This is a genomic window from Sporosarcina sp. NCCP-2331 (genome assembly GCF_023707945.1).
In the GTDB taxonomy this organism is placed as follows: Bacteria; Bacillota; Bacilli; order Bacillales_A; family Planococcaceae; genus Sporosarcina; species Sporosarcina cascadiensis.
In genome coordinates this window covers 1-22,052 of sequence record NZ_BRCD01000009.1, presented here as the reverse complement: position 1 = coordinate 22,052, position 22,052 = coordinate 1, and the positions used below count along the sequence as shown (strand labels likewise).

At 42.0% G+C, this 22,052-nt stretch carries 21 protein-coding genes; 7 read left to right on the top strand and 14 right to left on the bottom strand.

What is annotated here, in order from left to right:
• Positions 1-783: 783 nt before the first annotated feature.
• From NCCP2331_RS06865 to NCCP2331_RS06855, 3 genes are read left to right on the top strand one after another with little or no spacing between them, the layout of a single operon-like run.
• Complete coding sequence (locus tag NCCP2331_RS06865) at positions 784-2,040, top strand: helix-turn-helix domain-containing protein (protein ID WP_251669560.1); 1,257 nt, start codon at positions 784-786, stop codon at positions 2,038-2,040.
• The gene (locus tag NCCP2331_RS06860) at positions 2,033-2,836 is read left to right on the top strand and encodes an ExeA family protein (protein ID WP_251669559.1); all 804 of its coding nucleotides are present in this window, start codon (positions 2,033-2,035) and stop codon (positions 2,834-2,836) included. The genes NCCP2331_RS06865 and NCCP2331_RS06860 overlap by 8 nt, the downstream gene beginning before the upstream one ends.
• A complete protein-coding gene (locus NCCP2331_RS06855; RefSeq protein WP_251669558.1) occupies positions 2,833-3,105 on the top strand; it encodes a DUF5348 domain-containing protein in 273 nt (90 codons plus the stop codon). Before NCCP2331_RS06860 ends, NCCP2331_RS06855 begins: the two co-directional genes overlap by 4 nt.
• Positions 3,106-4,166: 1,061 nt before the next feature.
• On the opposite strand, the gene tnpA is transcribed toward NCCP2331_RS06855, so the two are convergent.
• The 9 genes from tnpA to kynU form a co-directional block, all read right to left on the bottom strand.
• Complete coding sequence (tnpA, locus tag NCCP2331_RS06850) at positions 4,167-4,598, bottom strand: IS200/IS605 family transposase (RefSeq protein ID WP_251669557.1); 432 nt, start codon at positions 4,596-4,598, stop codon at positions 4,167-4,169.
• Between the two features lie 436 nt (positions 4,599-5,034).
• On the bottom strand, positions 5,035-5,541 hold the full coding sequence (locus tag NCCP2331_RS06845) for a flavin reductase family protein (protein ID WP_376776804.1): 507 nt from the start codon (positions 5,539-5,541) through the stop codon (positions 5,035-5,037).
• Between the two features lie 190 nt (positions 5,542-5,731).
• Positions 5,732-7,216, bottom strand: coding sequence for a 4-hydroxyphenylacetate 3-hydroxylase family protein (locus tag NCCP2331_RS06840; RefSeq protein ID WP_251669556.1), 1,485 nt, complete (start codon positions 7,214-7,216; stop codon positions 5,732-5,734).
• A 275-nt stretch (positions 7,217-7,491) separates the two neighbouring features.
• A complete protein-coding gene (locus NCCP2331_RS06835) occupies positions 7,492-8,769 on the bottom strand; it encodes a TRAP transporter large permease (protein WP_251669554.1) in 1,278 nt (425 codons plus the stop codon).
• Positions 8,766-9,251: a TRAP transporter small permease gene (locus NCCP2331_RS06830; protein WP_251669552.1), complete on the bottom strand. Its 486-nt coding sequence runs from the start codon at positions 9,249-9,251 to the stop codon at positions 8,766-8,768. The genes NCCP2331_RS06835 and NCCP2331_RS06830 overlap by 4 nt, the downstream gene beginning before the upstream one ends.
• 14 nt (positions 9,252-9,265) lie before the next feature.
• A complete protein-coding gene (locus NCCP2331_RS06825) occupies positions 9,266-10,294 on the bottom strand; it encodes a TRAP transporter substrate-binding protein (RefSeq protein ID WP_251669550.1) in 1,029 nt (342 codons plus the stop codon).
• Between the two features lie 148 nt (positions 10,295-10,442).
• Positions 10,443-11,189 (bottom strand): IclR family transcriptional regulator, encoded by a 747-nt coding sequence (locus NCCP2331_RS06820; protein WP_251669548.1) that lies wholly within the window; start codon positions 11,187-11,189, stop codon positions 10,443-10,445.
• 366 nt (positions 11,190-11,555) lie between these two features.
• Positions 11,556-12,983 carry an amino acid permease gene (locus tag NCCP2331_RS06815; RefSeq protein WP_251669546.1) on the bottom strand — a complete coding sequence of 476 codons (1,428 nt, stop codon included), beginning with the start codon at positions 12,981-12,983 and terminating at the stop codon, positions 11,556-11,558.
• A gap of 22 nt (positions 12,984-13,005) precedes the next feature.
• Positions 13,006-14,289: a kynureninase gene (kynU, locus tag NCCP2331_RS06810; protein ID WP_251669545.1), complete on the bottom strand. Its 1,284-nt coding sequence runs from the start codon at positions 14,287-14,289 to the stop codon at positions 13,006-13,008.
• A gap of 175 nt (positions 14,290-14,464) precedes the next feature.
• On the opposite strand from kynU, the gene NCCP2331_RS06805 reads away from it, so the two are divergent.
• Complete coding sequence (locus NCCP2331_RS06805) at positions 14,465-15,079, top strand: TetR/AcrR family transcriptional regulator (protein WP_251669544.1); 615 nt, start codon at positions 14,465-14,467, stop codon at positions 15,077-15,079.
• Between the two features lie 46 nt (positions 15,080-15,125).
• Here NCCP2331_RS06805 and NCCP2331_RS06800 read toward each other — a convergent pair whose 3' ends face one another.
• Together NCCP2331_RS06800 and NCCP2331_RS06795 are read right to left on the bottom strand one after the other, a co-directional pair.
• Positions 15,126-15,392, bottom strand: a complete 267-nt coding sequence (locus NCCP2331_RS06800; RefSeq protein ID WP_376776803.1) for a tautomerase family protein — start codon at positions 15,390-15,392, stop codon at positions 15,126-15,128.
• 66 nt (positions 15,393-15,458) lie between these two features.
• On the bottom strand, positions 15,459-15,740 hold the full coding sequence (locus NCCP2331_RS06795) for a hypothetical protein (protein WP_251669542.1): 282 nt from the start codon (positions 15,738-15,740) through the stop codon (positions 15,459-15,461).
• A 181-nt stretch (positions 15,741-15,921) separates the two neighbouring features.
• On the opposite strand from NCCP2331_RS06795, the gene NCCP2331_RS06790 reads away from it, so the two are divergent.
• The 3 genes from NCCP2331_RS06790 (at position 15,922) to NCCP2331_RS06780 (ending at position 18,964) form a co-directional block, all read left to right on the top strand.
• A complete protein-coding gene (locus tag NCCP2331_RS06790; protein ID WP_251669541.1) occupies positions 15,922-16,200 on the top strand; it encodes a hypothetical protein in 279 nt (92 codons plus the stop codon).
• Between the two features lie 175 nt (positions 16,201-16,375).
• Complete coding sequence (locus tag NCCP2331_RS06785) at positions 16,376-17,203, top strand: gluconate 2-dehydrogenase subunit 3 family protein (protein ID WP_251669540.1); 828 nt, start codon at positions 16,376-16,378, stop codon at positions 17,201-17,203.
• Between the two features lie 15 nt (positions 17,204-17,218).
• Positions 17,219-18,964, top strand: coding sequence for a GMC family oxidoreductase (locus NCCP2331_RS06780; protein WP_251669538.1), 1,746 nt, complete (start codon positions 17,219-17,221; stop codon positions 18,962-18,964).
• 87 nt (positions 18,965-19,051) lie between these two features.
• On the opposite strand, the gene NCCP2331_RS06775 is transcribed toward NCCP2331_RS06780, so the two are convergent.
• From NCCP2331_RS06775 to NCCP2331_RS06765, 3 genes are all read right to left on the bottom strand, one after another.
• A complete protein-coding gene (locus NCCP2331_RS06775) occupies positions 19,052-20,341 on the bottom strand; it encodes a TRAP transporter large permease (protein WP_251669536.1) in 1,290 nt (429 codons plus the stop codon).
• On the bottom strand, positions 20,338-20,919 hold the full coding sequence (locus tag NCCP2331_RS06770) for a TRAP transporter small permease (protein WP_251669534.1): 582 nt from the start codon (positions 20,917-20,919) through the stop codon (positions 20,338-20,340). Before NCCP2331_RS06770 ends, NCCP2331_RS06775 begins: the two co-directional genes overlap by 4 nt.
• 81 nt (positions 20,920-21,000) lie before the next feature.
• Positions 21,001-22,052, bottom strand: a 1,052-nt coding sequence (locus NCCP2331_RS06765) for a TRAP transporter substrate-binding protein (RefSeq protein WP_251669532.1), incomplete at its 5' end; no start/stop codon positions are given.

Here is a 22,052-nt window from a genome sequence, read left to right as displayed (position 1 = left end):
CATGGGGCATGTATAGTGCAAAATGAAAGTACATAGTATTGCACTCAAATTAGGCGTTGCAACTTTACATGGAGAGGTGAGCATGGTAGCCTGTCTCGGCACAGCCAGCCCTTGTTGTGGCTGGTTTCGTGGCGTGAGAATCATGCTCACAGAGGCTCCATGTCAAGTTGCAACATTGTGTACTTCTCGTTGCAAAACTCTGCACTATGATTTTTCAAAATACAGGGCACGGGAATATTCATCGGAATGGCTATTATTGGCGTTACGGGATCACCGAGGTGCTGACAGTTAGGATTCCAATCTGCCGTTTGAAATGTCTGGTATGTAAGATAAGCATCTCCATCCTGCCAGATTTTTTGATTCCGTATTTCCAACATACTGTACATACGATTATCGGCCGGGTTGGCCGCATGCTTGCGAAGGAGGAAGTGAATGGAGGGCGGCAGCTGATACGATTCCATCTACGACGGTTTCTTACCACTGGGAACTGGATACATAGTTTTTTCGTACAAAATGGTTTCCAGATGGGTGTTTCTAACGATAGACAGAAAGAAGCCACAAAACACGTGAAAATGATCCTGGATTTTGGCAAATCCTCCTTCTTGCGAAGGACCTGGGGTCACTTATCAACATATTTCATGGCAAATTAATTGTAGCATATTTTCATGAGAAAATTACTCATTGCGTTCCCACATAACTTTTTCATAGCCAGTCGATGAGGACAAAAGTAGAATAGAGGTCATGGATGACCGGTCGTCCTTCTATTAAAAGGAGGAAGATTCCATGAATGAAAACGTACGAAATGAAGTGGCTTTATTTCGGTATGGACTGATTGAGCCACTATTGAATGAACAAGTAGACGTCAGAACCTATTTAAGTGAGGTGGAAGGGAAAGTTCACTCCGTTCCTTATTATGGAGATCGCCGAGTCGCAGGAAAAACCGTGCAGGAATGGCTGCTCTATTACCGTCGACATGGATTTGATGCATTAAAACCGAAAAAACGGGCCGACAGAGGGACTTCGAGAAGATTATCGCCCGATGATTTGGAGCAAATCTTGGAAATACGAAAAAAATCTCTCCACATGCCGGTCAGTGCCTTCTACGAACAACTGATTGAGCGTGGAGAGATAAACAAACATCAAATATCATACTCCACTATAAACCGGTTGTTAAAAAAACACAACCTTACAGGGAAGAGCATTCTAGCGACACCTGAACGAAAGCGCTTTGCCCATGACACAGTCAATACACTCTGGCAGGCTGACTTGTCACATGGCCCTTATCTGTCCGGTGAAGGCAAAAGTGTGAAGACCTTCCTCATCGCCTACATTGATGACTGTTCCCGGCTTGTGTCCTACGGGCAATTCTTTACGTCAGAGAAGTTCGATGGATTACGGGTGGTCACAAAAGAAGCGTTGATTAGAAGAGGGAAACCACGGGTCATCTACGCGGACAATGGAAAAATCTATCGTTCGGAAACCTTACAATACTCTTGCGCTCAATTAGGTATCACATTAGCCCACACACAGCCTTACGCCCCTCAGAGCAAGGGGAAAATTGAACGGTTTTTTAAAACGGCGCAAACCCGGTTTTATCCCTTACTGAAAACATATCCCGTGAAGACTGTGGAAGAATTGAATGGGCGATTCTGGCGTTGGTTGGAAGAGGATTACCACAGAAAGGTGCATGCCTCTCTTGACGGGAAAACCCCGCATGAAGTCTATTCAGCCCAATTAGAGCAATTGACCTTTTTAGAGGACGTTACCCTGCTGGATACCCTCTTTCTGAAGCGAGAGCAACGGAAAGTAAGGGCCGACAGCACCATTACATTGAATCGAAAACTCTATGAAGTACCCCATCGCTTTATCGGGTATTCTATTGATATCAGAATAGATGAGAAAGGTGTCTATATCTATGAAGAGGACAAAAGAGTAGCCGAAGCAATCCTTGTCAATAAGGAGGATAACGCCCATGTGAAACGTGTCCGTTCGCCATTTTCCTTATCCTTAGCAGATAAAGGGGGCGATACGGATGTATAAGTCTTTCTATTCGTTGGCGCAGAATCCCTTTTCTAAAGATATTGTTTCAACGGATGCGTTTCCATCAACCAACCATCAGGAGGCACTTCGTGGATTGGACTATCTGAAAAAGTCAAAGGGCATCGGTCTTCTGATCGGAGACCCCGGGGTGGGTAAGACGTTCACTTTGCGGTCATTTAAAGAATCATTACATCCAGCCCTATATCACGTCATCTACTTCCCGCTATCGACAGGTGGGGTCATGGATTTCTATCGCGGGCTAGCCTATGGGTTGGGTGAGGAACCGAAGTTCCGTAAAGTAGATTTGTTTCGGCAAATGCAACAAGGGATCGAGCGAATGGCAGCAGAGCGCAAGATCACCCCGGTCTTTATTTTAGATGAGATGCACATGGCAAAAGATGCGTTTCTTCAGGATATCGCGCTCTTGTTTAACTTTCAGATGGATTCAACAAATCCCTTCATTCTGGTCTTATCAGGCTTGCCCCATCTAAAGACGCGATTGAAACTCAATCACCATCGTCCACTCGCTCAACGCTTCATTATGAACTATGAGATTCAGGCGTTAACGAGGGAGGAAGTGACACGCTACATAGAGCACCATATGGATTTGGCTGGTGCTAAAATGCCGATATTTACAGAAAGCGCTATAGAAGCTATCGCCCTGCGTTCCCAAGGATGGCCTAGGGCCATCAATATACTGACGGTTAATAGCCTATTGTTCGGTTATCAATTGAAGAAAGAGCAGGTTGATGAGGAGATTGTCCAATTGGCCATTGAGGATGGTGGTCTGACATGAAGCTCGGGATTATGGTGTATGATCATCGACTAGACGAATGGCGTGTCTGGATTGGGCAGCAGTCTTACTGGCTTGAGCAAGGGTACCCATTCGAACTGCGGATAAAAGAACATTATTATTCCGCCTGTCTCTATAAAGAAGTGGATTCAGATGATGAAGATTGGAGTGTTATTTTGATTGGTGAGGTGGTCTTTATTCTTCATATGAAAGAAGTGTATCGGGTAAGGCTCCATTTATCACGCTATATGTCTAGAGACGCCCCTTTTTAGGGGCATTTTTCATCCCAATAATGCTGAAATATCGTGGAAGGTATTTGCATAATCTGAAAGTACGTGCACAAATAAGCACGATAGCGCAGATTTCCTTCTGAATTAAAGTGCAAATAGAAGGCTGAGTTAATGTGCTCGTTTACATTAGGAGGACTTCCTTTTTTATTTAAATACCCCTCCAAAGGTCCCTTCAAAGCAGCAAGATAATTCGAGTAATTCCCGGTAATGCGATTAGTATTGGGGTGTACCATGCGTGTTGATTAACCAAGTTACTCCAATTAAATAAATAAAAAAAGAGATGTTTTTGTAAAAAATAAGTTACCACACCAACATTTACAAAACTAGGCATCTCTTATGGTGAAGAATATCCGGCTTCGGACGTTGATATAAAACTTGCTTTATGGAGGTACTAAAAAGTACTCCTTGAAGAATTTCATTATGAGGAAAAAACCCATAAATGCACGGTTTCCATATTGCTTTCCTATCTGATTCGTTCGACAGCGGACAAGTGGAAATGTATGCGGCATGCGGCTGACCGAAGCGAGAGTGCTGGAGGACAATTCCTATCCTTCCAAGCATACTAAGACATTCGATTCCCCTATCATGAAGCGAGTGTTGGAAGTGATCATCGGCAAGTCGAACCGATATACCCATAAGAAATTAAAAGTACCAAAGTCGCTTCTCTTCACTAATTTCACCACAAACCTGTTTACCTTGGGACCTGCATCACTGAGAACTGCCAGGAATCAAGATGCACGTCAGTTTTACGAACGACACGGGAATGCCTGTTAGAGTTGTGGAAGCGACCAGCTTAAAACATGATGGTCCGATCGGAAAGGAACTGGAAGTCCCACGTTTATTCTTATGGGCGACCGGACTTATTTCTCAATTGACAAGGACGATGACTATCTGGAAAATGCCTTGGACTTCGTATTTTGCTTAAACAACCACCTGCTAAAGCAGGTAGATTTTGACATGAATGTCGACGACTAAAGTCGTATGACAGGCTAAAGCCCTGCTCATAGCTCCTAAGCTTAAGCATACTTGAATCTAGACTAGACTCATTCGTCAATCTTGAACATCTCGTCTGTTCCCTCGTTGAACTGATTCGCAATATAATTCCGAATGATTACTTCCGTTACCGTTCCTACGGTCGCACAAAAATAGCCTCTTGCCCATAAGTGCTGGCCCCAATATCGTTTCTTTAATTCTGGAAATTCATCCTGCAGCAATCGGGAAGATCTACCTTTCAAATACGGTAACATCTTACTGGGTGCCATACTGGGAGGGCAAGACAACAACAAATGGATGTGGTCCATTCCAACGCTTCCTTGCAAAATGGTAATCCCTCTTGCCTCGCAGCCTTGTCTGATCAATTCTCTCGTTCGAACTGCGATTGGACCATGAAGCACTTTGTATCGGTATTTTGTCACCCAGATCACATGATACTTGATGTCAAATACAACATGACTGCTTTTTCTGTACCCGTCCATACTTCTCACCTCTTGTAAAGTATGGACAAATAAAGGCAAGGCTAAAAGCTGATACCGTCTAAAGACGGTGGAGTTAAACCACGCATTTGTAAATTAAAGGACAACATTCAACTGAACCGGAAGAATTGCTTCAAGGCAGCGTGACAGTCGATTTCACCTGCACGTTGGGAGTACCACAAAAACGGCATCGCGTCGTCCAGTCCCACGACTACGTGGGCAAGGTCGTCCGTGTCATTACGAGTCTGCTATCTGTAATTCCTGAAGAGGTCGCCGAGATGTATATTAGAGAGATACTGAAATAGCAACAGAAAATCTATCACAGCCGACTTGTATAATTTTTGAATCAACATGCGTGGTTTTTATACTCTTTTTAGTCAAGAACAGTTTTCGACGTAGAGCCTTTTAAGTTCTTGAACAGGATTACTTATTAACGTATTTATTTCACCGAATAAAACTCCGCCGGTATCGAACCAAACACTCTGCGGTGATACAGCATAGGATCTTTTGAGCTATCCACTTTTAAGTCCACAACTTCCCCAATTAATACGGTATGATCTCCTGCTTCAATCGCTTTGAATGTCTTACATTCAAACACACCAAAGGCGCCGTCGATGATAGGCAGACCATTTTCCGACTGGTGCCATCCGCAAGTGCTGAAACGGTCTTCATGGCTGCTCGCAAATGTTTTGCAAAGTTCGGATTGTTCCCCCGCTAAGACATGCACAGCAAACTTTCCTCCTTCAGTAAACTCTTTTAACGAAGAGACTCTATGATCAATTGACCATAGCAGCATAAGCGGGTCCAGAGAAACAGACGCGAATGAGTTAACCGTCAATCCGACCGGCACCCCATCTCCTGTTGTGGTCGTGACAATTGTTACCCCTGTCGGATAATTCCCCATGATGTCTTTAAATACTTGTTGTTTTTCTTCTTTATTCATCATTATCTCTCCCTAAAAATAATTCTTTTTATATCAATCCATAGAAAGTATAGCATAAGCTCATTTGTACTTCACCGGATCTAACTACTGAATTGACATTCTTCTAATAACTGTCGTGTTAAACAATAGATGAAAAAGCATTATCAAAGTAAAATCTGCTTACCTGATAATGCTTTTTTCATTTCTGCTTAAATTAGTTGACTACTGTATCTTTCGTCATTTCCAAAGAATCTTTCAATGCTTTGTCCACCATTTCATATGTTGGATTATTGCGCTTATGTGTATTATAGAACATACCCAATTTACGAACCGGATCTCCGGAATAATAGCGCTCATATTGAACAAGGCGCTGACCGAATGCTTCTCCGCACAGGTCCCAAGCTAGCTTAAATAGACGCACGCGCTGTTCAGCCGATACACCTGAACGTCCACCATAGTATTTAGCCATGTCTTCGGCTGTTTCAGGATTTGCAAAGTCTGCTCCTGTTGGCGACATCAACAATCCGCCTGCTCCAATAGTCTGCAGAATTTCCATTGCACGCGGATATAGTGTCGGCAAAATTCCTCGAATTGTTTCTAACGGCACAATTGCAGGAAGCGCTTCTCCATAAGGCGTTATAACATACTCTTGCTCGGCAACACGTACTAGAGCACGAATAGTTTCGACCCCTTGAATCAGTTCTGACAATTGGTTTTGCACGTTCAGGAATCCATCGACCCCCACAGCATCTGCAACTGCACATGTAACTTCCGTTGCAAATGAAATCTTCGTTAAGCCGCGTACAGCTGACTGATGGGAAGGTTGCAAGTTGATCCCTGTTTTAGGATATAATAAGTTTCCAGCTTCTACATTTTGATTGATGAATACGCGATCCCACGGCACAAGCACATCGTGAAACACAAGCACTGCATCCATTTCTTCAAAACGGCTGGCAAGCGGATGATCCCAGGCAGAACGCATACCATTTTGTGTTTCTTCTCGGCAATACATACGAAGTCCTGGTGTGTCGATAGGAACAGCAAATGAGATTGCATATTTTTCATCACCAGGCTTGAAACTTGGATACGAATAAATAATTACTTCATCTGTCACAGGAGCAAGTGTTGCTAACATCTTAGATCCGCGAACAATTAAGCCTTCTTCTGTTTCGCGCACAACGCCTAAATGCGTAAACTCGTCTTGTTGTTCATTGGAAGCTTTACTGCGGTCATTCTGCGGATTAATAATAGCATGAGTCAAGAATAAATCATTGTCACGTATATATTTATAGTAGTTCACAATATTATCTCCCCATCGCTCTCCATACTGTCTGAAGAACCAATCGTTACCCGCCATTGCTGTCACTACAGTCGATAAGAAATCGGGAGTACGTCCCATCAGACCAAAAGTCGCTTCTGCCCACACTTCAAACAATCTTCTGCGCGCCTGTAGATCCTCTCCGCTTTTAGGCATTAGAAACGCATTGTTTACTCTCTCGCCTGTTTCCTCACACACATGTGTAATTTCTTCCTGGTACTTCGGATCATGCTGTAAATCATATAGTCTGGCCATTTCTTTAATAGGTTGCTTGAAAACAGGCTCATCCGCTAAGTTAGTAATGCGGCGACCTCCTAAATATACTTCCGGCTGACGTGATTTGACTGCTTTAATGTAATCTTCACCTGTTCTAATACCCATTGTGTATTCCTCCTATATGTTGATAGTATGATGGTGGTTTCTTCCTTGATACATGAAGACTTGTAAGCCCTTTCATTTCATCCTTTTAAAAAACTTATGAGAAATTAATTAGGAAGCTTTTCAGCTCTTCTCGTCTTCACTTCAATTAACTTATCTGTAATATACCTAATCCATCATTTTGTCACCATCTTCATATTTCACTATATGAAATAGTGAGAATATTTAATGAAAATTTTTTAATTTTAAAAAACGTTTAGAGAACTCTCTAAACGTTTTCAGTCTTTATATAGGCTTGGAATCCATAACGCAGCATCTTCCCAATACGTCAGTATGAGCAACACGAGGATCGCCATTGCTAAGAATGGCATAATGGCTTTTATGAGATCTTCGAATTTCACCTTAGCTATAGAAGAAACGATGAATAACCCTGTTCCTACCGGTGGTGTTAGTAGACCAATAGTTAAGTTGATGCATACAATTACTCCGAAATGTACAGGATCGATCTGATATGTAGCAAGCAATGGCAGCATGACAGGGATTAAAATAATCAATGCCGCAATGCCGTCTAAGACGGTACCAATCAGTAATAAGAAAATATTAACCAGCAGCAAAAAGACTAATGGATTTTCTGACAATCCAAGCATAGAGTTTGCCACCATTTGAGGTATTTGCTCATACGCTATAATGAAACCGAATAAATTGGCTGTGACGATTAAGAACGAAATCGTTGCTGTATTGACAACCGTATTCACCAAGATTTCTGGCATACTTTTTAACTTTAATTCTCGGTATGCCAGCCCTATAATGAACGCAATGACACATGCGATAGCCGCTGACTCAGTTGGTGTGAAGACACCGCCTAAAATACCGAAAATGATAGTAAAAGGAATTAACATGGCAGGCAGTACCCGCAAAAATGATTTGACGATCATTTGAAACGTCGCTTTCTCACTTCTGGGAAATTGTTGTTTGTGGTTCATGAATCCAATTACGATAATAAAACCAACCCCAAGCAATATACCAGGGATCACACCAGCCATAAACAAATCAGCAATGGAGGCGCCTGTCAAAGTACCATAAATGATAAATAACATACTTGGCGGAATGACCGGAGCCACTATAGAAGAAGCAAGCGTAATCGCTGCAGAGAAATCTCGACGATAACCTTCCTTTTCCATTTCAGGCACCATAACCTTACTCATCATGGCAGCCTGCGCATTGGCAGATCCTAATATCGACGCCAAGAACATATTTGCAATAACCGTTACATATGCTAAACCTCCACGATAATGACCAATCAGCACTTTTGCAAATGATACGAGCCGTGTCGTAATTCCCCCGCCATTCATTAACTCTCCCGCCAACATAAATAGCGGGATGGCTAAAAGTCCGAAATTATCGATTCCCGAAAACATCTTTTGAGGCGCCGAGCTCATAAGTGTTGTCATATTGGAAAGAAGCAAATAGCTCAGGGATGTAATCGCCAATACTAGCGAAATCGGTATACCAATCACTAGAAACAGCAAAAATAGTAAAATGACAACAAACATCATGTCGTTTGTCCCCCTTGCTGCCGTGTCTTAAACAAATTCACCAGGTGAGTCAATAAATGAATAAATGCGAAACTCAGACCTACCGGGACCGAAGCATATGGTATCCACATAGGAATTCGCATAGAAGATGAGGTTTGGTTGGAAACGGACCCCAGCCATTGATAACTCAAATATAGTAAGATTCCAATAAACACTAGAATAATTATATAAGAAATTATTTCTAAGTATCTTTTCCCCTTATCTGATAGTCGATCTACCAAAAAGGTAACAGAAGCCTGGGACTTATATTTAAGTCCCAAACTCCCCCCGATAAATGTAACCCATGCCATTATGAAAATACTTGCTTCACTTGCCCAAAATATAGGGGCGTTTAAAAAGTAACGGAACAATACGGCAGCCGCAATAATGATTGTCATCGCAGCAATCAAGATCATTGCCATAAATTTTTCAAGTGTTTCTATCCAGTTGCTCAGCTTGTTCATACTGCGCATTCCCCCTATTTACGGAACGTTTCAATAAATTCTTTGATTAATGGATCCTTGGCTTTATATTGCTCATCATATTCTTCTTTGTATGGATCGAACAAAGACTCGTCCATTTCATATAATTCCATTCCCCTATCTTTCAAAGTATCCATATATTCTTCCTCTAGAGAAGCACGTTTCATTGTTCCGTATTCTGAAGCCGCAGCCATTGCCTCCTCAATAATCTTTTGGTCCTCTTCAGGCATTGCATCAAACTTCTTACCGCTTGCAATCATGACCGAAGGCCATACCATATGATTTGTCAGTGCACCAAAACCGGTTACTTCATTGAAATTCGATGTGACCGCTGCATCTAAGTCCATCTCCATGCCATCAATTACCCCTGTTTGCGCTGCTTGATATACGTCCGGCAATGAAATAGACTCCGGGTTAGCACCTAACAATCGATACCAGTCTTGTAATGCGGGACTTGGAGTTACACGCAAAGTAAGTCCTTTGATATCTGCAGGTGATTCTACTTTTTCTCTGAACATCATCGTACGATTTCCGGAGAAGAAATAATTCTTCGCTCGTAAGCCTTGGTCATCGAGTGTAGCCAAGAGCTTCTTTGCAATATCTGAATCTTTCGCTTCGAATGCCGCTTCATAAGAATCGAACAGATAAGGTGCAAACCATGCACTGAACGCTTCTGATCTTGAAGTCAGGAAAGCAGTTGTAATAAATCCAAAATCCAATGAACCGGTCTCCAACTGTTGAACCATGTCAGGCTCGCCACCGAGCTGTCCACCTGGATATAATTCAAGCTTCATCCGCCCGTCTGAGCGTTTTTCTAATTCCTCGCCAAATTTTTCAGCGGTTTCATTCCAAATGTGATCAGGCGGCGCAATATGCGCAAGTTTAAAGTTATACGTCTGGCCTGCATCTCCTGCTTTACCTGTATCTTCTGCTTTAGCCTCATCCGTATCATCGCCACATGCACTTAAAAACAATGCTGTTACGATTGTCATGATAAAAAAGTAAAATCCACTTTTTTTCGTCATTAAAAACTCCCCCTTTTTTTCTTAAACTAATCCCAATATTCCGTAAATTCATTCTAAAAATTTACTCTCTTCTTTTGCAATTAAATAAGTACACCTATCTATTCCTGTTCCCCTCCCTTCACCATTACTTCTACTGAAATACATTACATTACACTTCTATATATCCTAGTTCTTTGGATATGGAGTCAGCCGTCTTAATCACACTTCGTCGAATCATTTGCTGGTCGCTTCCTTGCATATAGGAAACTGGGCCCGCTAGATTCACAGCAGCGATAGTCTTGCCTGAATATGATAGAATAGGTGCAGCAATTGCATAAGTGCCCGTAGTATTCTCATTATTACTTATAGAATAGCCCAGTTCTCTTACATTTTGCAGATCTTCCTTTAACTTATCTATATCTGTAATTGTATTGGGAGTTTGCGATGATAGTCCTCTTTCGATAGTCTCTTTTAGATAGCTATTATTGTAAGCCAGCAATACTTTTCCTGTACTAGTTGCATACGCGGGTTTTCGCGAACCGATATATGTGTGAATAGGTGACGCTGCCTGAGAAGAGATTTTTAAAACAAACACTACTTCTCCTTTATCGAACATCCCGATATGAGCAGTGCCCGTAAATCTGCTAATCAAGTCTTTGACAAGAGGAATAGCCTTATCATATATATCTTGTTGAAACATTACATTGTTATTCCATTCCAGCAACTTCCATCCTAAACGGTATCGTCTATCCTGGTCCCTCATCAATACACCTTCATTGCATAATGTACTGATTAAATGATGGGTCGTACTAGGACTCATCCCCAGTTTTCCTGCAATCTCTGCATTCCCCAGAACTGGTTCCTCACTGGAAAAACAACTGATAATATAGCATGCCTTTTTAACAGATTCTATCACGTTTTTTTCTCCTCTCCGGCTGGATGCAATCTTGATTAGAAACCTAACGTGTAAACGCTTTCAATAAAAAGTGAAATAATTTCCATTTGTCAATCTGTCAGCGGTATTCCTGTTTGGTAAATTCTATAGCTCGCTGTATTACAATTTGTCATATTTAAGTAGTAATTAGAAGTATACGAGGGTATTCCCTATATAACAAGCTCCAAATTTCACATTATGAAACTTTTTCAATAATTAGCAAATTATCAAGTTAGCGATTTTATCAGGAAAAAATATAACTTGATTTACTTTTTTCAATCAAGTTATATCTTGGGATTAAGTTGGGCTTTTCATTTAGGAGATAGACCTTTTATTCTATTTTCCACATCAAGACTCAGCCTTTTCATCAAGCTCTGGATTTTCGAGCTTTCGTTTACCTATCGTGCGTTTCCAGATAAAGTAGCAAATCGTGATGAACAGCAACCATGGGAATCCTAACAGAAGAGTGGCTTTGAAGTCAGGAGAGAACCAGGTCGACAATACAACACCGGCCAGCAATAATGCCCCAAAAATAGTGAGGTATGGATAGCCGATCATCCGAACTGGCAATTTTCTCCCATTCGATTCATCCCATCTTTTTCGGAAAAATAGATGAGTGACAAAAATCATAAACCAGGCAAACATTGCCCCGAAACTTGATAATGAAATCATGGTGACGAATGCAGTGTCCGGTTTCACGACCGTAAAGAATGTCGCGAACACAATACCAATTACTGATACTAGCAATGCTCTGGATGGTACAGACTTCTTATTCAGCTTTCCTAAAGTTTTAGGAGCATATCCGCCCCGCGATAAAGAAAACATCATTCTTGTAGAGATATATAGCTGACTGTTCATAGCCGACAATGCCGCAATTAATACTACGAAGTTCATGATAGCTGCAGCCCCGGGTATATTGACGATTTCCATAACCTTAACGAAAGGGCTTTTATCGGCACCCGCCATATTCCAGGGAACAATCATCAGCATCAACGAAAGAGTGATTAAGTAAAAAACAATCAAACGAACAACTGCGGAACGCAAAGCAATAGGAACCGCTTTTTCGGGATCTTTTGCCTCACCGGCACTCACCGCAATCATTTCAATGCTTAAGTAGCTGAAAAGCGAGATAAAGACCGCAATCCACATGCCATAAAAACCATTCGGTAAGAATCCGCCATCGGCTGTATAGTTATGAATTCCAATGGAAGAAGTCGCATCCGCTCCTACTATGACGTAGGCAGCTAAGATAATGAAACCTGTGATAGCCACGACTTTGATAAAAGAAAACCAATATTCCACAATTCCGAACATCTTAACGGTAGTGGCATTCACATACATCAAAATTGCCGCAAACAGCAGAATCCAAACGATAGCCGGTACTGTCGGAAACCAATACTTCATGTATACTGCTACAGCCGTGACTTCCGTTCCAATGGCACATACTAAACTGAACCAATAAGAATAACGTACAGAGAATCCAGCCCATGGATTAATATACTTTTCTGCATAGGCCCCGAATGAGCCTGTCACTGGATGGGCCACTGTCATTTCAGAGAGACATCCCATCAACAGCAGCGCAATTAAAGCACCGATTGCATAACTCACAATTACACTGGGTCCCGCCAAACCAATGGCTAAACCGCTTCCAAGAAACAACCCCGTCCCTATTGCTCCTCCAATCGCAATCATTGCCAGCTGACCTGTAGTTAAACTGCGGTTCAGGCCCTTCTCCCGTTCAATGATATCTTGAAAATCTGCTTCTTTTTTACCCATCCCTTTTCCCCCTCATCTTCTTTTATGACACGACATTACGTTCTTTCCCATATTGTTCATATCGTTTTTCAAGTACAATTTTCTTAAGAATTTGCACTGTGTCGAAGACTTCTTCATATGAGGTATAAAAAGCAATAGGTGCTAGTCTGATAATATTTGGCGGACGGTTATCTGGAATGATTCCCTCTTCAACCAATGCTTTGCAAATTCGAATTGCTTCATCATGTTCCAAACAAATATGTCCGCCGCGGCGATCATCGTCTGTTGGATTACCGATTGAATAGCCCAACCCATCTAATTCTTGGTCAATTAATTCCATCATGAAGCGGGTGATATGGAGAGATTTTGTTCGTATCTTTTTAATATCCGCTTCGGCAAAAAGTTCGAACGAAGCGATGAGCGGAGCTAAACTTAAAATATGTGACGTTCCGACTTGGAATGCGCCAGCTGACTCTTCCACATCCAATGTATGGCTCATATCAAATTGTGTATCTTTCTTGGAACTGTACCAGCCTGTCAGTCCGGGGGTGATGCCAAAATGCTTTTTGTTTACGTATAGACCTGCTACAGATCCCGGGCCGCCATTCAAATATTTATAATTACACCAGACGGCAAAGTCCACACCCCAATCACTAAATTGGTGGGATACCGCCCCGATAGAGTGGCAAGCATCGAAACCAATTTGAATTCCTCGATTGTGTGCTTCCTTCGTCAACCGTTCGATATCTAGTAATTGTCCGCTTCGATACAATACAGTCGGCAAGAAAACAAGAGCTACATCATCCGTCATGGCAGCAATGATATCTTCCTCTTCGATCATTTTCCCATCCCGGCTCTTCACACGAACCAAATGTTCATCCGGGTCGTATTCCTGCAGTTTAATTTGACTTTGAAGCGCATAAATATCTGAAGGAAATGTCAATTCATCAGCCACAATCTTTGTCTTGTTTCCATCCGGCTTGTAAAACGTAGAGATGACTTGATGAATATTGCTCGTTGTCGATCCGCAGATCATCACTTCTTTGCTGTCCGCGCCGATGAGGGGTGCGCACATTTCACTTAACTTTTCAGGGAGGTAAAACCAAGGATGGGTTCCTTTTGTCCAGCCTTGAATTGCCAGAGTCCTCCATGAATCCATGAGCTCTAATACTTTCCCTTCTGCCCGCTTTGACATCAGTCCAAGCGAATTACCATCCATATAAATTTGACCTGGCTGCAAAAAGAATTCCTCGCGATACTGTTGAAACTCGTCTTGTGCATCAAACTCTCTAGCTTTCTCTCTAGTGATTACACCTTTGTTATCCATAAATGTATGCGCCTCCAATAATCAGAATTTACTTAATATTAGTATGTAGTTGACACTGTGTCAATATCTTCTTTTTCGGTTAAGTTGATTTAAAATGAATTCATTGCTCCATTGTCGGAAGAATTACTATACGATACAATGAGTACAAATCCCGAAGTGAAGGAGGGGCTGTCTGATGCAACGAGAGGAAGTTACGGATGGGCGTAGTTTGAGATCCATCGCGACTAGGAAACGCTTGCTTGAAGCATCTAAAGAACTTTTCTATGAAAATGGTTTTGAAAAAACAACCATTACACAAATCATCAAAAAAGCAAAGACGGGATACGGCACAGCGTACGTACATTTCAGCGGGAAAGATGATATTCTAATCATGCTGATAGAAGACGTAATGCAACAGTTTCTTGACATGGCGAACATGCCGTTCACTCCTATTACTAAACAGGAAGCGAAAGGTTTGATTCATCAGCAAGTTCATATGTTTTTGAATATGGCGCATGAAAATCATCAAATCATGAGAGTATTTTCGGAAGCAATCGGTCTGTCTTCAGCTGTGAACTCGAAGTGGAACGAAATACGCGAGGCAAATATTCATTATATTACGAGAGACATTTCGTATTCGCAATCGTACGGACTGGCTCGGACGGACCTCCAGGCGAATTTAGTTGCACGCTTCTGGTTCTTTGCCAATGAAAACTATCAATGGGAAGTTGTAAACCAAACCAATACGGCTTCGATTGATGAAATCGCTAATACTTTAACCGCCATGTATGCGGACGGATTATATTTATAAGTAAAAAAGCGGACCGCCCGATGGACAGTTCGCTTTTTTCACATTTTTATAATTGGCGTCTCGCCTTGATCTCTTTCATTGTCGATCCGCCTGCTCCCCAATTTGTATCAGGTATTTCTGTTACGACCACTCGGACCTGTTCATGTCTCACGTCCAGATTATTGACAGCCGCTTCCGTGATATCGACAATTAATCCTTTGATCTGGTCTACGTTTCTTCCTTCTAAAACTTGCACTTGAATGATTGGCATACTGCACCTCTTTTTTATAAATTTAATTGCACCATTTACACCTAGTTCATCACTGTTTGCCACAATCCCTTCTTGAATATATAAAACATTGATTCCAAGGCACCTTTATTGTATCGGCATAAACGCAACTTACCAGATACCGTTTTTATTTTGAATCAAATTAAATATACTCCGCACATCCCGTTTTTCAGCAGCTTCGAATTCAACAGTTCCTTCAATTTTTCCCGTCCGATGAAAGACTCCTTCATTAAAATGGCGGAAATACGCGTAGACTTCCTCTTTACTGTCGTTCACCATGTCCCGAGACTCCTTGTCTTCCTTCTCACTCCACAGAACGGTCAGTCGATTCCCATACCTATCCATCAAATTCCGCAGCCACTTCTCCGCTTCACCTTGCGAATTCTCCAACATCTCACCGCCTTTTCTTTCTCATCCTTAAGACAAGACATAAACTACATCGGTTTCATTTTCCTGTTTATGAACTATCATACCTATGTCCCATTTTCCTTCTAACAGGTTTACAATCACTGAATTCGGCTATTGTTAGTCTAGAAGCGAATAGCAATTACTCAACCAGAGGAGGAGATCTTTCATGGATCTTACAAAATTAAAAAACAACAACTTACTAAAAGTAGGCGCAGCGGCAATATTGTCTATAGGCGTACTGGGTGCTTGCGGTGACGATAATGACGATCCGGTTATTGACAATAATGATGATGTAGATATCGACCAGCCTGCTGATACAACACCTAATGACGATGTGGATTTGGATGTAGATATGAACGATGACGCTGAAACAGACGGCACGACTGGTGACACAGGCACAACTGGCGATACAGGTACACCTGACAGCACAGATACTACAAAATAAACATTTTTTACGTAAATAAGTAATCCCCGAGCTTTCCAGACATTCCTGGACAGCCCGGGGTTTTTTTCTGTATAAATTTCAACTTACAGGTATAGTTTCAGCTAAATCACCACAAGATGACTCCTAGTTGATTGGAAAAATTGTGTAACCCGACATTCATGAGGAGGAGATATAAGTGACAGGACCACAACAGCCTGAAACGGAACAAAAAGGAATGAGCCGCCGGAACTTTATGAAGAATACCGGTTTGGTAGCCGGCGGTTTAGTAGGTGGTTCATTACTGGGCGGATTGGTAACTAACCAGGTTAAAAAGCCAACTACAGGGAATGAAGCATCAACAGAAAACTTACTGGAAGCGCGGACGTTCTTCAGCCGCAGTGAAGATTTTGAAATCCTGTCTGCTGCTACTGAACGAATCTTCCCGAAAGATGATCTGGGCCCCGGTGCAATTGAACTGGGCGTTCCCTACTTTATCGACCGCCAACTTTCCGGCGAATGGGGCACGAATGCGAAAGAGTATATGCGCGGTCCGTTCCCGCAGAATGCTGAGAAAGCGAATTATGAAGATAAAGATCGTCAACAGGATGAACAGGGACCTAACGCAGAGACGCAAGTGCCTGCCCCTACACCAAGATATCAAACTCCTATGACAAGAGCAGAGATTTTCACGGAAGGACTTCGGGCCCTTGAACAGACGGCACAAGAAAAATTTGAGACCAACTTCAGAAAATTAGAGGCTTCACAGCAAGATGAAATTCTTCAGCTTTTTAATGAAGGGAAAGGCAAGATGAATGGCGTATCTTCTGAGACATTCTTTAACCTTCTCTTACAGACGACAATTGAAGGGACTTACGCAGACCCGGTATACGGCGGCAATCGCAATATGGAAGCCTGGCGGATGAAGGAATTTCCCGGTCCCCGTATGGGCTATACGGATGGTATTGATAAGAAAGACTTTATTGTGATGAAACCGGAAAGTTTGCGCAGTTATCAAGGACACTAAGAAGGAGGAATCTCTATGGTAAAGAAATTAGAAAAAGTAAATGTTGTCGTAGTCGGCAGCGGCTGGGCAGGTGGTATTGTCTCCGCTGAAATGGCAAAAGCCGGTCATAAAGTTGTGCTGTTAGAACGAGGAAAAAAACAGGAACGGTCCGATTATATCGGGGTTAAAGACGAACTTCGCTATACAAACCGTTACGAATTAATGCAAAATCTTTCTCGCGAAACGATTACATCCCGAGTTACGATGGACGAAACAGCGTTGCCTGTCCGCACACGTAAAGAAATGATGGCAGGAACGGATTTGGGCGGCGGAAGTGTTCACTGGGCAGGGGCCACTTACCGCTGGAGAGCGTATGACTTTGAAATTCGTTCGAAAACGATCGAACGTTACGGAAAAAATAAGATACCTGAGGGCATGACGATTCAAGATTGGGGTATCACTTATGATGAAATGGAACCGTATTATGACCGTTGGGAAAAGACAGCCGGTATTTCTGGCGAGCCCGATCCACTGGGTGACAAACGTTCAAGTGACTATCCGAATCCGCCACTGAAAGAATCACCCGCCCTGCGTTTATTTAAGGATACAACAAAGAAAATGGGCTACCATCCATATCAAGTTGCCGCAGGAAACCTGTCACAGGCTTATACAAACCCTGACGGTGAAGCGATGAATGCTTGTATGTTTTGTTCCTATTGTACGCAATACGGCTGTGATTTCAGTGCGAAATCGGATCCGCTGGCGACAGTAATTCCAACCGCACTGAAAACGAATAACTGTGAAATTCGGACAAATTCCCAAGTGCGCCGCGTTCTGCATAGTGGCGGGAAAGCGACAGGTGTGCTATATACCGATACCCGTACAGGAGAAGAATTTGAACAGCCAGCTGATGTCGTCGTCCTGGCCGCCTTCTCGTTTTCCAATAACCGCCTCTTGATGCTGTCGGAAATCGGTCAGCAATACGACCCCAAAACGCGCAAAGGCACAATAGGACGTAATTTTAACGCACAGACGAATATTACGTTTCAGGGAGCAAGAGGCTATTTCGAAGATAAAAAGTTTAATTTGTACATGGGAGCCGGTGCATTAGGTGCTGCTATGAGTGATTTTGCAGGCGACAATTTTGATCACACAGATTTGGATTTCATTAACGGAGGTGGTATTGAGATCCGTCAATACGGAGATGCAGCCATTGCAAGCAACCATGTTCCCGACGGTACACCCAAATGGGGACCCGAGTTCAAGAAAAACTCTATACACTATGCATACCGCAATTTGCGGGTCTGGTACACACCTGCCATTATGTCGTGGTGGTTCAATTATTTAGATTTGGATCCTACCTATAAAGATGAGTATGGAGATCCGCTGCTTCGTGTGACGTTCCAGTATACTGACCAAGATCGCAATATCGCGAAGTTCGGCATCGAAAAATGTACAGAAATCATGAAAGAAATGGGTGCGGATATTATAGACCCCGATTCCTACCCTGAACAGTTTGACCACGTGTACGACGGCGGCCACTATGCCGGCGGTGTCATAATGGGAGCTGATCCTGCCACCTCTGCCGTTAATAATTATTTGCAGATGTGGGATATGGAAAACCTGTTCGTTGTCGGCGGTTCCGCTTTTCCACAGTTTGCAGGTCATCACCCGACGGCTACGATTGGAGCGCTTGGCTACCGTGCAGCTGAGGGCGTAGAAAAGTACTTAAAAAACGGCGGCCCTCTCGTCGAGGCAAAACATGCAAGTCTGAATGCCTAAAGAAAACTGAATAAAAATAGGACAGCATAAAATTCTATGCTGTCCTATTGGCATGATGATTTCATATCTTTAAGTCAGTATAAAAAATCAAACCGGAATATTGAGCAGTTTAGGTAAAAATAAAGAGATCGCCGGGATATAAGTAACTAGCAATAACACAATAATCATTACGATGATCCAAGGAATAATAGCTTTCATTAACAACTCAAACTTGGTATTACTAATCTGGGCTGCCATAAATAAATTCGCACCCAGAGGAGGAGTGATGAACCCGATAGCCAAGTTCAAGATCATAATTAAACCAAAATGAATTGGATTCACACCTAATGTCGTAACGATCGGCAATAATATTGGTGTTAAAATAATGATTGCTGCATTGGTCTCCATAAAAGTACCTACAATTAACAATAAAATATTAATTAGAAGTAATATAACGATTTTATTCGCTGATATGCTTAAGATGAAGTCTGCAATGGCTGTTGGAACTTCAGTAATCGTGAGAATCAATCCGAAACCTGATGAGATTCCAATAATAATAATTACCGGAGCACAGAGCAAGCACGCACGGAAAGCAATTTGAGGAAGATCTTTAATTTTCACTTCTTTATATAGAAATACACTTACGATAATCCCATAAAAACAAGCAATGGCGGCTGCTTCTGTTGGCGTAAATATTCCGCCATAGATCCCACCCAAAATAATGACAGGTATTAATAATGCTGGAATCGCATTTACAAAAATTCCGAGCGCTTCTTTTAAAGTATAGGTACGCTCGTCTCCTTTATAATCATTTTTCCTGGCATAATAAAGAACGTATATAATTAAAGCTAACCCGACTAATACGCCCGGTCCTACACCCGCACTGAACATACCAGTAACAGACACACCTGCTGCGACCGCATAAATAATCATCGGTATACTGGGGGGAATTAATACACCGACCGTGCCGGCTGTAGCGACTAATGAAGCCGCAAATGTCTTATCATAATTTCTCGCCACCATAGCAGGTATCATGATTAAGCCAATTGCCGCAACCGTTGCTGAACCTGTCCCTGAAATAGCAGCAAAGAATAGGCAGGTCACAATAGAAATCACCCCAAGTCCACCCGTCATGCGGCCAAAAAACACACTGGACACATTAAGGAGTCTGCGAGAGATCCCGCCCTTCCCCATGATGTCACCCGCAAACGTAAAGAGCGGTACTGCCATCAACGGAAACGAATTAAGTGATTGCATCATTGTTTGCGTAAAAGCTTCCATACTGACAGGCTGAACAGCCAGAATCGTTACTGTCGACGCCAGGCCAATAGCAATCGCAATGGGAACAGAGAGGCATAGAAATAAAATAAAACTGCCAAATAATAAGAGTATCGTCATTGCTGTTCTCCTCCATTATTCTCCGGTTGTTCTTTCGGGGAAAACATTACTTCATTTGCGCCTGAATAGAGACCGCCTTCATTCGTAAAACGATCCATAGGGGCAGAAAAATTGGATACTTTCCAAATGAGCACCTGTATCAACCGAATAATCATTAACGCAAATCCTACAAGTCCGGCGCCATATAAAATATTCATTGAAACATTCATCGATACTGCTTTATCTTGAAATTCAGAGATGGACTGGCAAATATTCCATGCTGCGATGAAAACAATAACAGCAAATACCATGAATAAAATATCTACTGCAACTGCAATTATTTTACTCGCCTTTTCACTCAACTTGTCTACTAAGAAAGTGATTTTAATATGACTATTATTACGAGTTGCATATGAAATACTAAAATACATGAGCCAGACAAATAAAAACCTCGCCAATTCTTCAGCCCACGAAAAACCTGAATTAAATGCAAATCTTAAAATAACTTGTAGTGTAACAATGGTTGTCATTACATAAAACAGCAGAGCCATGACAATTGGCTCAAAGTTTCTGTCCAGCCATCTATAAGCAGTACTCATTCTATTCAACTCCTCCAATCGTCAATAAAAAATGATGCCATGTGAAAACGAGATTCTCATGCCATCATTTCACCTCATTCTTTATTTTCTTTCTGCTTCTACTTGTTCCATGACAAAGTCATAAAGTTCTTGTCCTGTTTTATCGATAATATCTTTTTTAACAGCTGCGTTCATAACCTCACCCATTTTATGTCTCTCTTCAAGAGAGACTTCATTAATATTAATTCCTGCATCTTTCAACAAACCTAATGTTTTTTCTTCATCTTCAGCTATTAGCTCTCTTTCGTGATTAATAGCTACTTTTACTTCTTCTTCAATTAGCTGACGATCTTCTTTCGATAAACCATCCATGAAGTGTTTGTTGGCATACCATAGGAAGTCTGTATAAATATGATTTGTTAAAGACCAATACTTTTGTGCCTCAAAAAACTTCATCTCGTAGAAACTTGTGGTCGCACTTTCTTGACCGTCAATCAAATTTTGTTGGAGAGAAGTGAATACTTCCGGCCAAGCCAGGTTTGTCAACGAAACGCCAAGCGACTCCCATCCTTTAATTTGAATAGGACTATATCCTCTAATTTTTAAACCTTTAAGATCTTCCATTTTTTCGATCGGCCGCTTATTATTGGAGAAGTTTCTGAAGCCGATTTCCATAAAACCAAGACCCGTAAGTCCTTTTGCTTCAAGAGGCTCTAATAGCTTCTTCCCAGCCTCCCCGTCGAATACTCTATGAGCGTGTGCTGCATCATCAAATAAATAAAAGCTTTCCCATATAGCAAATTCCGGTATTGATTGCGCAAAGAGAGTAGAAGCTCCAAAGCTCATGTCAATATCTCCACGGCGAGTTTGTTCCATAGCATCTGTCACAGTTCCCAGCTGTGCAGCCGGGAAGACTTTCACTTTTATTTTGCCTTCACTTTTTTCTTCTACCGATTTTTTGAATTCAGCTAATGCCTTATTTACCGGATGTTCGGTGCCGCTGTCATTCGCAATACGAATTTCAACAGCTTCTTGATCCCCTTTACCAGAAGCTTCATTACCACACCCTGTTAAAACACCTCCAACGATTATGACCAGTGCAAAAACCAGCAAGTTTTTGAGAATTTTCATTTTCTTACCCTCTCCATTCTTCT

Excerpts from the sequence above, each read along its gene's own strand:
- NCCP2331_RS06865 (WP_251669560.1), top strand. The coding sequence starts at position 784 with ATGAATGAAAACGTACGAAATGAAGTGGCTTTATTTCGGTATGGACTG.
- NCCP2331_RS06860 (WP_251669559.1), top strand. The coding sequence starts at position 2,033 with ATGTATAAGTCTTTCTATTCGTTGGCGCAGAATCCCTTTTCTAAAGAT.
- NCCP2331_RS06855 (WP_251669558.1), top strand. The coding sequence starts at position 2,833 with ATGAAGCTCGGGATTATGGTGTATGATCATCGACTAGACGAATGGCGT.
- tnpA (WP_251669557.1), bottom strand. The coding sequence starts at position 4,598 with ATGGACGGGTACAGAAAAAGCAGTCATGTTGTATTTGACATCAAGTAT.
- NCCP2331_RS06845 (WP_376776804.1), bottom strand. The coding sequence starts at position 5,541 with ATGATGAATAAAGAAGAAAAACAACAAGTATTTAAAGACATCATGGGG.
- NCCP2331_RS06840 (WP_251669556.1), bottom strand. The coding sequence starts at position 7,216 with ATGGGTATTAGAACAGGTGAAGATTACATTAAAGCAGTCAAATCACGT.
- NCCP2331_RS06835 (WP_251669554.1), bottom strand. The coding sequence starts at position 8,769 with ATGATGTTTGTTGTCATTTTACTATTTTTGCTGTTTCTAGTGATTGGT.
- NCCP2331_RS06830 (WP_251669552.1), bottom strand. The coding sequence starts at position 9,251 with ATGAACAAGCTGAGCAACTGGATAGAAACACTTGAAAAATTTATGGCA.
- NCCP2331_RS06825 (WP_251669550.1), bottom strand. The coding sequence starts at position 10,294 with ATGACGAAAAAAAGTGGATTTTACTTTTTTATCATGACAATCGTAACA.
- NCCP2331_RS06815 (WP_251669546.1), bottom strand. The coding sequence starts at position 12,983 with ATGGGTAAAAAAGAAGCAGATTTTCAAGATATCATTGAACGGGAGAAG.
- kynU (WP_251669545.1), bottom strand. The coding sequence starts at position 14,289 with ATGGATAACAAAGGTGTAATCACTAGAGAGAAAGCTAGAGAGTTTGAT.
- NCCP2331_RS06805 (WP_251669544.1), top strand. The coding sequence starts at position 14,465 with ATGCAACGAGAGGAAGTTACGGATGGGCGTAGTTTGAGATCCATCGCG.
- NCCP2331_RS06795 (WP_251669542.1), bottom strand. The coding sequence starts at position 15,740 with ATGTTGGAGAATTCGCAAGGTGAAGCGGAGAAGTGGCTGCGGAATTTG.
- NCCP2331_RS06790 (WP_251669541.1), top strand. The coding sequence starts at position 15,922 with ATGGATCTTACAAAATTAAAAAACAACAACTTACTAAAAGTAGGCGCA.
- NCCP2331_RS06780 (WP_251669538.1), top strand. The coding sequence starts at position 17,219 with ATGGTAAAGAAATTAGAAAAAGTAAATGTTGTCGTAGTCGGCAGCGGC.
- NCCP2331_RS06775 (WP_251669536.1), bottom strand. The coding sequence starts at position 20,341 with ATGACGATACTCTTATTATTTGGCAGTTTTATTTTATTTCTATGCCTC.
- NCCP2331_RS06770 (WP_251669534.1), bottom strand. The coding sequence starts at position 20,919 with ATGAGTACTGCTTATAGATGGCTGGACAGAAACTTTGAGCCAATTGTC.